Raw genomic sequence first — 15,373 nt, 5'->3', positions numbered from 1 at the left:
TGATAATCAAACAAATTGGGCTTTCGCATTTTAGATTCAAGTCTGAGAGTAACTAATAGAGATCGCTCTCTCAAAAATAACGTGCGTTAGCCTACTTTATTAGCAAAAGCCTCTGGCGACATGCCAAAGGCTTTAATTCTTTTAGTTTTTCAATTACTGCTCTTTTGCCAGTGGTGGCACTTCACGGCCACGACGATCATAGAACTCAGTAACAAATTCATCGAAGCGATCTTCATCAATTGCTTTACGAATGCTTTCCATCAGACGCTGGTAGTAACGCAGGTTATGGATTGTATTCAAGCGAGCGCCTAAGATTTCATTACAACGCTCTAAATGGTGAAGGTACGACTTGCTGTAGTTTTGACAAGTGTAACAGTCACAATGCGGATCCAATGGTGTTGTATCCGTTTTATGTTTCGCATTACGGATCTTGATCACACCACCAGTCACAAATAAGTGACCATTACGTGCGTTACGCGTTGGCATTACACAGTCAAACATGTCGATACCACGACGAACACCTTCAACCAAGTCTTCTGGCTTACCTACGCCCATCAAGTAGCGAGGTTTGTCTTCAGGAAGTTGAGGACAAGTATGCTCAAGAATACGGTGCATGTCTTCTTTAGGCTCACCTACTGCCAAACCACCAACCGCGTAACCGTCAAAACCGATTTCCGTTAGACCTTTTACCGACACATCACGTAAATCTTCGTAAACACCACCTTGAACAATACCAAATAGGTTGTTCGGGTTTTCTAGCTTCTCGAAGTGGTCACGTGAACGCTGTGCCCAGCGTAATGACATTTCCATCGATTTCTTCGCTTCATCGTGTGTCGCTGGGTAAGGCGTACACTCGTCAAAAATCATAACGATGTCAGAGCCCAGGTCTTTTTGAATTTCCATCGACTTTTCTGCGTCCATGAAAATCTTGTCACCGTTTACTGGGTTACGAAAATGGACACCTTCTTCAGTGATCGTACGCATCTTACCAAGGCTGAATACTTGGAAGCCGCCTGAATCAGTAAGAATAGGACCGTGCCAGTTCATAAAATCGTGCAGGTCACCGTGCATTTTCATCACTTCTTGACCAGGACGTAGCCACAGGTGGAACGTATTACCTAGCAGAATTTCTGCACCAGTACCTTTTACTTCTTCTGGTGTCATACCTTTAACGGTACCGTAAGTACCTACTGGCATGAACGCAGGAGTTTGAACAGTGCCGCGTTCGAAAGTCAGTTGACCACGACGTGCATTGCCGTTTTTCTTCTTAAGATCGAATTTTAATTTCACGATGCCTCCGGGTGTCAGAGAAACAGTCTGACTGAGTGTTTAGGGCTCTACCCTACTTTAAGGAGCGGTCGCTTTTCCTTGCGAGAGACAAAGCAATGGATGCTTTATTTCCTAGCTTACTGCTAGCACTCGTAAATCTATTTTTAACTACGCCGTTTTCTTCTTGATGAACATTGAATCGCCATACGAGAAGAAACGGTATTTGTTTTCCACCGCATGTTTGTAAGCATTCATGGTGTTCTCGTATCCAGCAAATGCACTCACCAACATGATCAGTGTTGATTCAGGCAAGTGGAAGTTTGTGATCAAGCAATCCACTAGCTGATATTCGTAACCAGGGAAAATAAAGATTTCAGTATCGCCAAAGAATGGGGCCAGCTCAGTCCCTTTTTGCAATGCGTCTTGCGCTGCACTTTCAAGTGAACGCACAGATGTGGTACCAACAGCAATAATTTGTCCGCCACGCGCTTTCGTCGCTTTAATTGCGTCGACGACTTCTTGTGGTACTTCTACGTACTCGGCATGCATGTGGTGATCGTTGATATTTTCCACTTTTACTGGCTGGAATGTACCCGCCCCAACGTGCAAAGTAACGTAAGCAAACTCTGCACCTTTCGCTTTGATTTTCTCCAAGAGAACATCATCAAAGTGAAGGCCCGCCGTCGGTGCCGCAACCGCACCTGGCTTTTGATTATATACCGTTTGGTAACGCTCTTTATCTGCATCTTCGTCTGGACGGTCGATGTAAGGAGGAAGCGGCATATGGCCGATTTCTTCCAGAATTTCTAGTACCGTCTTATCAGAACTAAATTTCAGTTCAAATAAAGCATCATGGCGTGCAACCATTTCTGCTGAATATTCATCATTCTCGCCAACAATAATGGTTGTACCTGGTTTTGGTGATTTAGAGCAACGAACGTGCGCGAGGATGCTTTTCTCATCCAACATGCGCTCCACTAGCACTTCTAATTTACCGCCCGATTCCTTGCGGCCAAAAAGACGAGCAGGAATAACACGTGTATTATTAAACACCACTAAGTCACCGGGTTGAACTTGGCCCAATACATCAGTAAATGTGCCATCAATGAGCTCTCCGGTATTGCCGTCCATTTGCAGCAGTCGGCTAGCGGTACGCTCTGGTTGAGGGTAGCGAGCGATGAGTTCATCTGGAAGGTCGAAATGGAAATCTGATACTTGCATGTTACTTGTCTTATCTATTGGTCAAATCACGTCTAGGCGACGATAAAATTGCGACGAGTTTTTCGCAGCAGACTAGTATATGTTTACATGCTGCAATAGCAAGCAAATCACCAGAATATAGCAGTAAAAGCCATGGTGAAGAGTGTAATAAAACGTGAAAAGCCTCGATTACTTGGCACTATTTTTAATTTGAGCCCAAAAGAGAGAACATGAAAAAAGCAAAGCAGCGTATACCGCTGCTTATTAGTTTGGCATTCCAATCGCCCTATCAAACCTCACGCTTTCGCCACAAGAATAACGGCACGAATAAACCCAATAACCAAAACCCTAGACTGCCACCTTCATCATCTGAGCCTTTGAAATCACAGTTATTGGTCGCAATGCCATCGTGACACTCTTTATTGTCACCACTTTCATTGTTAGCACTTTTGATAAAATTCGGCGCAATGATGTAACGACTTGGTGGCGCATCGGCAGTGATGTAAGACTGTACCCAGTCGTAATAGTGGCTCACCTTGGTGTAGAAACTTGGGATCGTCAAAGAGCCACACGTTGGTAGAATAAGGGGGCCGCCACTAACAATACCAATTTGTTTGCCGGTCGCCACATCGACCAACGGGCCACCACTGTCACCTTTACATGCAGAGTTGCCATATTGAGTATGGCTATCTGGCTCCAATACATGGTTTTGTGTTGGTAGCGTACAAATTTTGGTTTGGTTGTCTCTTGAATCAATGATCCCCGGAAAACTGCTGCCAATTTCTAAACGCTCATAACATTTGTCGATGGGTAAAAATGTGCTAATGGTGGTTTTGAGCGTATTAGAAGGTTCAGAAGCATCCGGCTGAGTAGTCCCCCATCCAAACACTTGCACATTTTCGACACGTTGATTGGTCAGGTAATTATCATTCCAATCCGCCACCAAACGTGCTTCGATACTCTCCATGTCAACTTTACTCGCTAGGTCAGCAAAGCTCGCGTTTGCCACTGGGCGCGTGAGATACAGCAACGCGATGTCTGAATCTAAACCGGTTTGGATAGGTTTCACGTTGCCATTACTGTCGGTCTCAGCTTTTGAAATCCGAGTGTAATCCGGATGAACCACAACGTGAGACACCGGATAGAAGTTATCAAGCCCTGCAGAATTAAGTTCATACACATTCGCATTCACCGACAGCTCACCCGGCGGGGTCACATAGTAGGTTGCTTCATTGGTTCCTTGTCCCATCACCACACAGTGCGCCGCAGTCAGTACCCATTGCTCTGTCAGCATCGTTCCACCACACAGCGGAAACTCTGCCATATTACTTGCTCGCAAAGTAACGCGGTCAACAGGATCGGTTTGTTCATCTCCTAACACAATCGCCTGTGTTGATGGCACACTGAATGCCGCCACTGCCAGCGCAATAAGTTTGTTACACGTTGTTCGTTTCATCTAGGTTGCTGTCTTCAATTTGGTAAGCCTGGACGTATCTTCTTCGAGAGAAGAATCTTGGAAAATCCAGCGAATAAAAATGTGCGATTCAATTCATTGGATTACCTTGGGAACACATTCAATATTAACTAAAAATGCCAACTGACTCGCACACAAACCGACTTATTCAAATTAATAAAAACACCAATAAAACACAGATTACGCAGCCCATCAGCATTGTGCTATTTAATTGATGAAAAACGAGTTAGCTCCCAGATATACAGAAAAATATTCTCTATATTTAAGAGAAGGACAATGCCGCTGGAGGTCTCTATGATCAAGGTTGAAGACATGATGACTCGTAATCCTCATACCTTACTGCGCACGCACACCTTGCGTGATGCAAAAAGCATGATGGATGCGCTTGATATTCGACACATTCCGGTTGTTGATGCCAATAACCACTTACAAGGCTTGGTGACTCAACGCGACATTCTTGCTGCTCAAGAATCGAGCTTGCACCCAGATGAGGCTGAACAATCTTTTACTTTAGACACACCGCTCTACGAAATGATGCACACCAACATCATGACGGCAGAGCCTATCGCGGGGCTCAAAGAGAGCGCTATCTATATGCAAAAGCATAAAGTTGGCTGTCTACCTGTTGTCACCAAAGGTCGATTGGTCGGCATTATTACTGATAGTGACTTCGTGACGATTGCGATTAACTTATTGGAACTACAAGAAGAAGTGGAACCTGAAGAAATCGAGCAGGAAGAGTAGTACGCAAGCGTATTCTCTTTGTTGTAAGTTTCGTTTTTACACCGGTTAAACGAAAAAAGAGCGGCAGGGTTGCCGCTCAAAATGCCATTACTGACGCTGATTAAGGAAGTGTTTCTCTGCCAATTAGAATTGGTCTTCTTCGGTCGAACCTGTCAATGCTGTCACTGAAGAGTTACCACCTTGGATAGTATTGGTCATTCTATCGAAGTAACCTGTACCTACTTCTTGTTGGTGCGCAACAAACGTATAGCCTTTTTCAGCTGCTTGGAATTCAGGACGCTGAACTTTCTCAACATAATGACGCATACCCTCACCTTGAGCGTAAGCGTGTGCCAGTTCAAACATGTTGAACCACATGTTGTGAATGCCTGCTAGCGTGATGAATTGGTACTTGTAGCCCATGTCTGCAAGCTCTTGTTGGAACTTAGCAATGGTTTCTGCATCTAGGTTTTTCTCCCAGTTGAATGAAGGCGAGCAGTTGTACGCCAACAATTGATCTGGGTATTCAGCGTGAATTGCTTCTGCAAACTTACGTGCTTCTTCCAAACATGGCGTAGCCGTTTCACACCAAATCAAGTCTGCATATGGTGCGTAAGCCAGACCGCGAGAGATAGCTTGGTCGATACCCGCGCGAACGCGGTAGAAACCTTCTTGAGTACGCTCACCTTCAATAAAGTCTTTATCATATGGGTCGCAATCTGAAGTAATGAGATCCGCCGCATTCGCATCAGTACGAGCAATAACTAATGTTGTTGTTCCCGCTACGTCAGCAGCCAAACGAGCTGCAACGAGCTTTTGTACCGCTTCTTGCGTAGGAACTAATACCTTACCCCCCATATGACCACACTTTTTCACCGATGCTAACTGGTCTTCAAAGTGAACGCCCGCGGCACCGGCTTCGATCATCGATTTCATTAGTTCGTAAGCGTTAAGCACACCACCAAAGCCCGCTTCAGCATCCGCTACGATAGGTAGGAAGTAATCAATACCACCTTCATCTTCAGGCGTCTTACCAGCAGCCCACTGAATTTGGTCTGCACGACGGAATGAGTTGTTGATACGCTTTACTACTGACGGTACAGAATCTACTGGGTAAAGAGATTGGTCTGGATACATCGTCGAAGCGGTGTTGTTATCCGCCGCTACCTGCCAGCCTGACAGATAGATCGCTTCAATACCTGCCTTAGCTTGTTGAACGGCTTGACCACCCGTTAGCGCACCAAGACAGTTTACGTAACCTTTTTTCGCACTACCGTTGACCAGTGACCAAAGTTTGTCTGCACCACGTTGTGCAATTGTGTTTGCAGGCACCATAGAGCCACGCAGTTCCACCACTTCCTCGGCAGTGTAAGTACGCTTCACATTTTTCCAGCGTGGGTTAGTTGCCCAGTCTTTTTCCAGAGCTTCAATTTGTTGGCGGCGAGTTAAGTTAGTCATTGGTCTATCCCTCTTTATAATTTGCACTTTATGCGTGTGCGTTGAGTTTCCGTTCTCAGGCAGTACTTCCCTATCTGCCTTGAAAATCCTTCACGTTATTGGTGTTACAGTTATTCTTTATTAATCCAGGTAGTCATAACCAGGAACTGTCAAAAAGTTGGTCAGTTCATCGCTCGTCGTGAGCCTTGCCATTAAGTCTGCTGCTTCTTCAAATCGACCCGCATGGTAGCGCTGCTCGCCAATTTCTTGCTTCACGACTTCAATCTCCTCTTTGAGATAGAGCTCGAACAGCTCTTTAGTGACCTTTAATCCGTTGTCTAGCGACTTGCCGTGTTGAATCCATTGCCAGATAGAGGCGCGTGAGATTTCTGCCGTTGCTGCGTCTTCCATCAGTCCGTAAATCGGCACACAACCATTGCCAGAAATCCAAGCTTCGATGTATTGCAGCGCAACGCGAATATTGTGGCGCATTCCGCCTTCAGTGCGCTCGCCTTCACAAGGCTCAAGCAGTTCAGCTGCTGTAATAGGCGCATCCTCTGCACGGCTCACATCCAACTGGTTGGTGCGTTCACCCAGCACAGCACTAAAGACTTCCATAGCAGTGTCAGCCAAACCTGGATGAGCCACCCAAGTACCGTCGTGGCCGTTGTTAGCTTCTAACGATTTGTCAGTCTGGATCTTGTCTAATACTTTTTGATTCTCTTTCGGGTCTTTAGCTGGGATAAATGCGGCCATTCCTCCCATCGCGAAAGCACCTCGTTTATGGCAAGTACGTACCAATAATCGCGAGTAAGCGTTTAAGAATGGCTTGTCCATCGTTACCACTTGGCGATCTGGCAGTACTCGGTCTGAGTGTTTTTTCAATGTTTTGATGTAGCTAAAGATGTAATCCCAGCGACCACAGTTCAAACCAACGATGTGTTCTTTAAGCGAGAACAGAATCTCGTCCATTTCAAATACCGCTGGTAAGGTTTCAATCAGCACAGTCGCTTTGATCGTGCCTGTATCCAAACCGAAATAGTCTTCCGTGAAATGGAACACTTCGCTCCACCACTTCGCTTCGTGATGCGATTGCAGTTTTGGAAGGTAGAAATAAGGGCCGCTGCCTTTTTGAAGTAACGCTTTGTAGTTGTTATAGAAATACAGAGCGAAATCGAATAGCGCACCTGGAATGATCTGACCGTGCCACGTAACGTGTTTTTCTTTTAAATGAAGGCCGCGAACACGGCAGATCAACACCGCTGGGTCATCTTCCAGCTGATAATGTTTGCCATTGCCAGGATTGGTGTAACTGATGGTGCCATTAACAGCATCGCGCAAGTTAATTTGACCATCTAGCACTTTACTCCATGCAGGAGACATTGAATCTTCGAAGTCTGCCATGAACACTTTTACATTCGCATTCAGTGCGTTAATCACCATCTTGCGGTCAGTTGGTCCGGTAATCTCCACACGGCGATCTTGCAGATCTTGTGGGATTCCTAGGATCTTCCAACTTCCTTCACGGATGTCTTGTGTCTCTGGCAGAAAATCTGGTAGCTCACCAGCATCAATACGTGCTTGCTTCTCTTCTCTTGCTTCCAGCAACTGTTCAACACGTCCGGCAAATTTTTCACACAGTAGAGATAAAAAGGTTTGGGCTTCAACAGGGAAAATTGCTTGATGTTCTGGAGCAACGACTCCATTCACCTCAAGCATGCCTTGGGTTTGCTTTAGTTGTTGTGTTTTTTGTTCTGTCTGAGCAAGCATAATTATTCATCCTTAACGTGCTTTATCAATCTTGGGCAGTCAGCGTAAAGCTACATTTGTAAGTTATGAACAACAAATTACATCCTTTAACTTTGTGTTCAACTCGTCTAGCCATGCCGATAGATTGCGTAATGCTACGTGTATTTTCAATCTAGACATAAGTCGTATCGGCCTTTAAATAAGCTATATCAACAAAGGGTTTAGTGAAACCCCCAATATAAACAAAACAGAAAATTCAAAGTTTTATTCCGCAAGGTAAAAACCATCTATCAAGCGCCTTATTTTGTAAGTTATTACGTAATAAAATTACATTAAATTTAAAGTCGCTTTATCATTTCAAACAAGCGTATGAATATTGACAGGTAAACAAACACCTTGTATTCACAAGGGCTGAAGAGATGGATTTAAACAGGGGTCAAACAAGGTATGCAGGGCTTTGTGTAAAATTAACATTGTGAAATTTCACTATTTTATGAAAGCTTCATCAAAGAAGAGCTGTAAAATTTTACAAGTCAAAGTTTACCAACAGAATAAAATACTAGAAAGCGCACTGTTTCCAGTGCGCTTTTAGATAAATAATGGAGAAGTAAGGGCTAATACTAATAGCTAAAGCAGCTCTGAAACGACTTCTGCAAGTTGATTAAATGTTTTCGTTCTTGACGAGCTCGGACGCCAAACTAAGCCGATTTCGCGATAAGCTTGTTTACCAGGAGGATCGATCACGACTAAATTCTGGTTATGCAGCAAGCCATGGTCGATAGCCATTTGAGGAATGAACGTTGTTCCCAAACCATTCGCAACCATTTGCACCAGTGTATGGAGGCTGGTTGCCGTAAACGGATTGATTTTTTCTTTGTCTGTTAATTTACACGCTGATACCGCATGTTCCGTTAAGCAATGTTCTTTCTCTAGTAGAAAGACGGATTCGTCAGGTAAATCCGCGTAACGAATCGGCACAGGGACCGATTGGGCTTGATTAGCGCTTATAACCATTCGAAACGGATCCTTACCCACTACTCGGCTTTCCATCCCATCAATTTCGACTGGTAACGCTAAAATAAGCACATCCAGCTCACCATGTCTGAGCGCTTGAAGTAAGTTTGTCGTCGTGTCTTCTCTTAATAAAAGATTCAGTTGTGGAAAACGGTAGTTCACCTCTTGTACCAAATCACACAGTAAAAACGGAGCAATTGTTGGTATACATCCTACTTTTAGCTGGCCTTGCATATCGTCGCCTTGGCACATACGTCCAAGCTCGACCAAATCTTGCCCTTTTGCTAACAGCTCTCGCCCCTGCTTTACTACCATTTCTCCTGTTTGGGTAAAAACCAGTGGACTTTTCTTATCTTTCTTTTCATATAAGGGACAACCTATCAATTCCTCTAAGTTTTGAATACCCTTACTTAAAGTCGACTGACTGACAAAACAACGCTCTGCAGCGTCACTAAAATGTCTTGTTTCATGCAGTGTGACTAAATAGTGTAACTGCTTCAAACTGGGCCATTTATTCATAATTGTATTTGTATCTACCGCCGTTCCAGTGATCGAGTTAAGAGTTTTGTTATTATCGTTTTTTTCGATTAACTCAATCTATTTATTTCGCTTTTTTCAATACTACAATCTGTACTATAGTTTGTCTCGTACAAACACGAACCAAACCGACACAACTGAATTCGGTTTGGAGCTAACCATACTTTTTAGGAGCAAAAAAATGGTACTAGTAGGTCGTCAAGCCCCTGATTTTACTGCAGCAGCTGTTCTAGGTAACGGTGAAATCGTTGAAAACTTCAACTTTGCAGAGTTCACTAAAGGTAAGAAAGCAGTAGTATTCTTCTACCCACTAGATTTCACTTTCGTTTGCCCATCTGAGCTAATCGCATTCGACAACCGTCTAGCTGACTTCCAAGCTAAAGGTGTTGAAGTAATCGGTGTTTCTATCGATTCTCAGTTCTCTCACAACGCATGGCGTAACACTGCTATCGAAGATGGCGGTATCGGTCAAGTTAAGTACCCACTAGTTGCTGACGTTAAGCACGAAATCTGTAAAGCTTACGACGTTGAGCACCCAGAAGCAGGCGTTGCTTTCCGTGGTTCTTTCCTAATCGACGAAGAAGGCGTTGTACGTCACCAAGTAGTTAACGACCTACCACTAGGCCGTAACATCGACGAAATGCTACGCATGGTTGACGCTCTTAACTTCCACCAGAAGCACGGCGAAGTATGTCCTGCACAATGGGAAGAAGGTAAAGCAGGTATGGACGCATCTCCAAAAGGTGTTGCAGCGTTCCTATCTGAGCACGCAGCTGACCTAGGCAAAAAATAATAGACCTTCACCCTAGCTCAACGGGTGTGATGGTTGGATGTATATAAAGCAATAAGCTAATGCGGAAAACCGCAAACGCCAATCAGTCTAAGTAAAGTCCTATCAAAGCCCAGAGCCTCTGCTCTGGGCTTTCTTTTTCCTTCAGATAAACCGCCAAAATGAGGTAACGCTTTAGCGTAAACTTTACCTCTATTTATCATCTCCTCCATACAGATTCTGCTTACTGGCCCTGTTAATATCTTAGCCACAACACTTATTTGTAACGTTAGCAGGATGAATGAACGTGGTTACTCACCTAGAAGTCTGTATTGATAATATTGAATCTCTGCACTACGCCATTGCTGGCGGCGCCACTCGGATTGAACTTTGCTCCTCTTTGGCTTTAGGCGGACTAACACCCAGTTATGGTTTTATGCAGCAAGCGGCTAAGCTTTCGAGTGTTCCAGTTTATGCCATGATCCGCCCACGCCAAGGTGACTTCTTCTACAATGAAGAAGAGATCGAAATGATGCGTTGGGATATTGAAGCGGCTCACCAATCAGGCTTGAGCGGTGTCGTGTTCGGCGTGCTCACTCAAGACGGTGATATTCATATGCCTTACGCGGCTGCGCTGTGTGAATTTGCTCAAGCGCTTGGCTTAGGCGTGACCTTCCATCGTGCCTTTGACCAGTGTCGTGACGCTGAAAAAACTTTGGAAGAAGTGATCAGCTTAGGTTGTGAACGTATTTTAACCTCCGGTCTTGCGCCTTCAGCACCACAAGGGATCGATGTGCTTAGAGCTTTGGTTAAGCAAGCCCAAGGACGCATAGCAATCATGGCGGGGGCTGGCGTTAATGCGAGTAACGTACGTGCGTTAGTAGAAGACACTCAAGTTCCTGAAATCCATCTGTCAGGCAAAACCACACGCCCTAGCCAAATGACCTTTGTTGCTGAACAAAGCAAAATGGGCGCATCCGATGTCGATGATTTTTTAATCCCCATCACAAGTACACAAGCCATAACCGATGTCGTAGCAACTCTCAAATAGACCACCGTAACCTCACGCGCATAGCTTTTGAGTGCTAACATATTGTTTATCAAGGAGTGAGGAAAGGTGTATGTCTAAATTGAAGAAAAAGGAATACGAAAAGGAGCTCAAAAACCTTCAAGTTGAGCTCGTAAAACTTCAAGAGTGGGTCAAACACAAAGGGTTAAAAGTGGTTGTTCTGTTTGAAGGCCGTGATGCTGCGGGCAAAGGCGGAGTGATAAAGCGAATTACAGAAAAGCTAAACCCGCGTGTTTGTCGCGTAGTGGCTCTGCCTGCACCGACCGAAAAAGAAAAAACGCAATGGTACTTCCAACGTTACGTCGCTCATTTACCATCTGCTGGTGAAATCGTTTTATTTGACCGAAGTTGGTATAACCGAGCAGGTGTCGAAAAAGTCATGGGGTTCTGTACTCCAGACGAATACGAGGAGTTTTTACGCTCTTGCCCTGAATTCGAGAGAATGTTGCAACGCTCTGGGATTATTCTGATTAAGTATTGGTTTTCGGTTTCAGACGAAGAGCAGGAAAAACGTTTTCTAGGTCGAATTAATACGCCGATCAAACGTTGGAAATTCAGCCCAATGGATTTAGAGTCACGTCATCGCTGGGCGGAGTATTCGGAAGCAAAAGATAAGATGTTTGCCTATACAGACACGAAAAACTGCCCTTGGTGGGTCGTCCCTTCAGATGACAAAAAGAAAGCGCGCTTGAACTGTATCAGTCATTTACTAAGCCAGATTGATTACAAAGCACTTGAGTACTCACCCATCGAATTACCTGAACTCAATAAAGAAGGTTACGTCAGAGCGCCCATTGATGATCAGACCTTCGTTCCTGATAAATATTAACGTGCTTTCCTTCTCTCTAATAAATAGGCCAGCCTAAAAGCTGGTCTATTTGTTGAAGTCAGTTACTTCAGTACGTCATCAATACTTTGATCACCTAGGTGGCGTACATCTTTCCCTTTCACAAAGTAAATAATGTATTCACAGATGTTCTGGCAGCGGTCCCCCACGCGTTCAATCGCGCGTGCAGACCACATCACTTGCAGAATATTAGGGATATTTTTTGGATCTTCCATCATGTAAGTCATCAACTGACGAATCACCGCTTCATACTCGGCGTCTAGTTTGTCATCTTGTTTGTGCACCTCTGCTGCCGCTTCTACATCCATACGGGCAAACGCGTCTAAAACCTGATGCAGCATATTAATTGCCTGACGGCAGAGAGGCTCTAACGACACTTGGAATTGTCGTTCTTTTGATGATGGGCTTTCAATGGCAACGTAAGCAATACGTGTCGCCACGTCACCGATACGTTCTAAATCAGTGATCGTTTTGATGATAGCCATAATTAAGCGCAAGTCTTTTGCCGTTGGCTGACGCTTAGCAATAATGCGTGTACAGGCGTCATCGATCGAGACTTCCATCGCATTCACTTTATGATCGTCACGCACAACCTTACGCGCCAGTTCGATGTCTTCTTTATGCAAGGCTTGAATAGCATACGAAAGCTGCTGTTCTACCAAGCCCCCCATGGTTAATACATGAGTACGAATCGATTCTAGCTCTACGTTAAATTGTCCTGAAATATGACGTCCAAAGTGCATGATGTTCCTTATTCCGTATAGAGTCGCGACTTAACCGTAGCGACCCGTAATGTAATCTTCGGTCTGTTTCTTCATTGGCGAAGTGAAGATCGAATCCGCGTCAGAGTATTCAATTAACTTACCCATATGAATGAATGCAGTATGATCACTCACTCGCGCCGCTTGTTGCATATTATGGGTAACGATAACGACAGTATATTGAGTCTTCAGCTCATTGATAAGCTCTTCAATAGTTAAAGTTGAGATTGGATCCAACGCTGATGTTGGCTCGTCCAATAACAGGACTTCCGGCTCAATCGCCACCGCACGTGCAATGACCAAGCGCTGTTGCTGACCACCAGATAAGCCAAATGCGTTCTCATGCAAGCGGTCTTTTACCTCATCCCACAACGCCGCCGAGCGCAAGGATCGCTCCACTGCGTCATCTAAACTGCGGCTGTTTTTTACACCTTGTAAGCGTAAGCCATAAACTACGTTTTCATAAATAGACTTAGGAAATGGATTGGGTCTTTGAAACACCATCCCCACTCGGCGTCGAAGTGTCGCAACATCGACATTAGGATGATAAACATTCTTGCCGTGGAGACGCACTTTACCTGTGACTCGACACCCTTCCACTAAGTCGTTCATGCGATTGATGCAACGTAATAACGTCGACTTTCCACACCCTGAAGGACCGATAAAAGCGGTGACTCGCCCTTTGGGAATTCGCATCGAAATATCATGCAGCGCCTGAGTTTGACCATAGAACAGATTAAGGTTCTCGATTGAGATGGCTGTTTGTTCATCCGTTAAATTATGAACATCCAATGGTGGCTCATAACCTAATGTACTATCAAAATTAAACATACTTAATCTTGTCCTAACGTTCTGTATTTTTCTCGTAAATTATTGCGAATACTGATTGCTGTTAAGTTTAGCCCGACAATCACTGTCACGAGTAAGAAAGAGGTAGCATAAACTAATGGTCGCGCCGCTTCGATGTTGGAGGTTTGAAAGCCAACATCGTAAATGTGAAAACCTAAATGCATGAACTTTCTATCCAAATGCACATTAGGGAATTGTCCGTCAACCGGTAAACTGGATGCCAATTTCACGACCCCCACCAGCATCAGTGGCGCTACTTCGCCAGCTGCACGTGCAATCGCAAGGATCAAACCTGTGATAATAGCTGGCGTCGCCATAGGTAAAACCACACGCCATAGTGTTTCGAACTGAGTTGCACCAAGCGCCAGAGAACCATGTCGTACTGAGCTCGGAATACGAGTTAAACCTTCTTCAGTAGTCACAATCACAACTGGAAGCGTCAGCACGGCAAGAGTTAGTGCAGACCATAACAAACCCGGCGTACCAAAGGTTGGTGCCGGTAGCTTCTCCGCATAGAATACGTTGTCGATAGAGGCACCTATCGTATAAACGAAGAAGCCTAAACCAAACACGCCATAAACAATCGATGGAACACCCGCTAGGTTTATAACCGCAATACGAATAACTCTGGTTAGAGCGTTATTCTTAGCGTATTCATGTAGATAGATAGCGGCGATCACCCCTAGTGGCATCACAATGATCGACATGATGAGTACTAAGAAAACCGTACCAAATATCGCAGGGAACACGCCTCCTTCGGAGTTAGACTCTCTTGGATCTTCAGATAAAAACTTCCAAACCTGTTTTCCCCAATGCATGACTTTATCAGGCAGTGACATTTGGTTTGGATACCAGTAGTCCAAAATATCTTCGAGCGGAATCGATACTTGTGACCCCGTCATATCCTCGGCAATCAAGGCATAGTCAGAGAGCTGAAGTCGTAAACCATCAAGTTGCAAATCTAACGTCGCAAGCGCTTTTTCTATCTGCTCTTTTTTCGTCTGATTTTCCTTTAAGAAGCTTTCTGTCAGCGTGTCATTCAATTCATGCTTGCGCTTTTCTAATCGCAACTGCTCTAGCTTCCAACCAAGCTCTTTAAGCTGATCGACCACCAAAGAATCAATCTCATGGCGCAGAGTTTCTGCATCATCAAGCTTTTTATTTAGTATCGATTGAATATCACTGGTGTATATATTATCGCCATCTTGAAACGCCACCAGCTTACCAAAGAAATAACCACCGCTACTGCGCTCTATCACCGCCCACTCTTTTGGCGTCGTGGGCTCATCCAACTGCATTTGCAATACGGAGATAAAATCGGCGGGATACAACTCTCGGTTAGCGATTTTGATGTTGAGTCGCGTGGCAAAATCTTCATCGTCTTCTAACTGTTGTGCTGCGCTTTCAGGCAAATAACTCTTCGGTACAAAGCTGCGCTCATACACTTGACCAATCAGAATAGTATTTTCATGTAGCACTTCGCCTTGTACAGGAGTCAGCGCTGCAACATTCCACTGATACAAGGGCGCTGGCCAAAAGTAAGTCAGGCCTTTCCAGCCGATAAGGAGTAACAACCCTAATACCGACAACAAACTGATGCTGACTGCACCGCCTGTTAGCCATATCCACGGTGCGCCAGAACGAATCCAATTTAACACGTTATTACTCGCTCTTT

Annotated in this window: 13 protein-coding genes; 4 read left to right on the top strand and 9 right to left on the bottom strand. The window is 44.7% G+C overall.

Features of this window, described 5'->3' with window-relative positions; all coding sequences use genetic code 11:
- Window positions 1-153 precede the first annotated feature (153 nt).
- From tgt to R7F07_RS22330, 3 genes are all read right to left on the bottom strand, one after another.
- Window positions 154-1,290 (bottom strand): tRNA guanosine(34) transglycosylase Tgt, encoded by a 1,137-nt coding sequence (gene tgt / locus R7F07_RS22340; protein ID WP_054575095.1) that lies wholly within the window; start codon window positions 1,288-1,290, stop codon window positions 154-156.
- A 147-nt stretch (window positions 1,291-1,437) separates the two neighbouring features.
- Window positions 1,438-2,490, bottom strand: a complete 1,053-nt coding sequence (gene queA / locus R7F07_RS22335; protein ID WP_318110561.1) for a tRNA preQ1(34) S-adenosylmethionine ribosyltransferase-isomerase QueA — start codon at window positions 2,488-2,490, stop codon at window positions 1,438-1,440.
- A 268-nt stretch (window positions 2,491-2,758) separates the two neighbouring features.
- On the bottom strand, window positions 2,759-3,925 hold the full coding sequence (locus tag R7F07_RS22330; RefSeq protein ID WP_053302967.1) for a trypsin-like serine protease: 1,167 nt from the start codon (window positions 3,923-3,925) through the stop codon (window positions 2,759-2,761).
- A 312-nt stretch (window positions 3,926-4,237) separates the two neighbouring features.
- Here R7F07_RS22330 and R7F07_RS22325 point away from each other — a divergent pair, with 312 nt between their 5' ends.
- The gene (locus tag R7F07_RS22325; protein WP_017820562.1) at window positions 4,238-4,687 is read left to right on the top strand and encodes a CBS domain-containing protein; all 450 of its coding nucleotides are present in this window, start codon (window positions 4,238-4,240) and stop codon (window positions 4,685-4,687) included.
- Window positions 4,688-4,810: 123 nt separating this feature from the next.
- Here R7F07_RS22325 and aceA read toward each other — a convergent pair whose 3' ends face one another.
- From aceA to R7F07_RS22310, 3 genes are all read right to left on the bottom strand, one after another.
- On the bottom strand, window positions 4,811-6,124 hold the full coding sequence (aceA, locus tag R7F07_RS22320) for an isocitrate lyase (protein WP_005381733.1): 1,314 nt from the start codon (window positions 6,122-6,124) through the stop codon (window positions 4,811-4,813).
- A 120-nt stretch (window positions 6,125-6,244) separates the two neighbouring features.
- Window positions 6,245-7,873, bottom strand: a complete 1,629-nt coding sequence (aceB, locus tag R7F07_RS22315; protein ID WP_017820561.1) for a malate synthase A — start codon at window positions 7,871-7,873, stop codon at window positions 6,245-6,247.
- Between the two features lie 606 nt (window positions 7,874-8,479).
- Window positions 8,480-9,385 carry a hydrogen peroxide-inducible genes activator gene (locus tag R7F07_RS22310; protein ID WP_005383681.1) on the bottom strand — a complete coding sequence of 302 codons (906 nt, stop codon included), beginning with the start codon at window positions 9,383-9,385 and terminating at the stop codon, window positions 8,480-8,482.
- A 199-nt stretch (window positions 9,386-9,584) separates the two neighbouring features.
- Between R7F07_RS22310 and R7F07_RS22305 the strand changes: the two genes are divergently transcribed.
- From R7F07_RS22305 to ppk2, 3 genes are all read left to right on the top strand, one after another.
- Window positions 9,585-10,196 (top strand): peroxiredoxin C, encoded by a 612-nt coding sequence (locus R7F07_RS22305; RefSeq protein WP_005381738.1) that lies wholly within the window; start codon window positions 9,585-9,587, stop codon window positions 10,194-10,196.
- 283 nt (window positions 10,197-10,479) lie between these two features.
- Window positions 10,480-11,223 (top strand): copper homeostasis protein CutC, encoded by a 744-nt coding sequence (locus tag R7F07_RS22300; RefSeq protein WP_086026665.1) that lies wholly within the window; start codon window positions 10,480-10,482, stop codon window positions 11,221-11,223.
- A 70-nt stretch (window positions 11,224-11,293) separates the two neighbouring features.
- Window positions 11,294-12,070, top strand: coding sequence for a polyphosphate kinase 2 (ppk2, locus tag R7F07_RS22295; protein WP_005381743.1), 777 nt, complete (start codon window positions 11,294-11,296; stop codon window positions 12,068-12,070).
- Between the two features lie 62 nt (window positions 12,071-12,132).
- Here ppk2 and phoU read toward each other — a convergent pair whose 3' ends face one another.
- The 3 genes from phoU to pstA are packed head-to-tail and all read right to left on the bottom strand — an operon-like array spanning window position 12,133 to window position 15,356.
- Window positions 12,133-12,831, bottom strand: a complete 699-nt coding sequence (phoU, locus tag R7F07_RS22290) for a phosphate signaling complex protein PhoU (RefSeq protein WP_005381744.1) — start codon at window positions 12,829-12,831, stop codon at window positions 12,133-12,135.
- Between the two features lie 30 nt (window positions 12,832-12,861).
- Window positions 12,862-13,680: a phosphate ABC transporter ATP-binding protein PstB gene (gene pstB / locus R7F07_RS22285; protein ID WP_005381745.1), complete on the bottom strand. Its 819-nt coding sequence runs from the start codon at window positions 13,678-13,680 to the stop codon at window positions 12,862-12,864.
- A gap of 2 nt (window positions 13,681-13,682) precedes the next feature.
- On the bottom strand, window positions 13,683-15,356 hold the full coding sequence (gene pstA / locus R7F07_RS22280; RefSeq protein ID WP_318110560.1) for a phosphate ABC transporter permease PstA: 1,674 nt from the start codon (window positions 15,354-15,356) through the stop codon (window positions 13,683-13,685).
- Window positions 15,357-15,373 lie beyond the last annotated feature (17 nt).

The organism is Vibrio sp. YT-16, from assembly GCF_033337405.1.
Lineage (GTDB): Bacteria > Pseudomonadota > Gammaproteobacteria > Enterobacterales > Vibrionaceae > Vibrio > Vibrio alginolyticus.
The sequence above is the reverse complement of the archived record's forward strand: the minus strand, read 5'-3'. Positions and strand labels throughout refer to the sequence as shown.

Coding starts and splice junctions, on each gene's coding strand:
- queA (WP_318110561.1), bottom strand. CDS start 2,490: ATGCAAGTATCAGATTTCCATTTCGACCTTCCAGATGAACTCATCGCT.
- R7F07_RS22330 (WP_053302967.1), bottom strand. CDS start 3,925: ATGAAACGAACAACGTGTAACAAACTTATTGCGCTGGCAGTGGCGGCA.
- R7F07_RS22325 (WP_017820562.1), top strand. CDS start 4,238: ATGATCAAGGTTGAAGACATGATGACTCGTAATCCTCATACCTTACTG.
- aceA (WP_005381733.1), bottom strand. CDS start 6,124: ATGACTAACTTAACTCGCCGCCAACAAATTGAAGCTCTGGAAAAAGAC.
- aceB (WP_017820561.1), bottom strand. CDS start 7,873: ATGCTTGCTCAGACAGAACAAAAAACACAACAACTAAAGCAAACCCAA.
- R7F07_RS22310 (WP_005383681.1), bottom strand. CDS start 9,385: ATGAATAAATGGCCCAGTTTGAAGCAGTTACACTATTTAGTCACACTG.
- R7F07_RS22305 (WP_005381738.1), top strand. CDS start 9,585: ATGGTACTAGTAGGTCGTCAAGCCCCTGATTTTACTGCAGCAGCTGTT.
- ppk2 (WP_005381743.1), top strand. CDS start 11,294: ATGTCTAAATTGAAGAAAAAGGAATACGAAAAGGAGCTCAAAAACCTT.
- phoU (WP_005381744.1), bottom strand. CDS start 12,831: ATGCACTTTGGACGTCATATTTCAGGACAATTTAACGTAGAGCTAGAA.
- pstB (WP_005381745.1), bottom strand. CDS start 13,680: ATGTTTAATTTTGATAGTACATTAGGTTATGAGCCACCATTGGATGTT.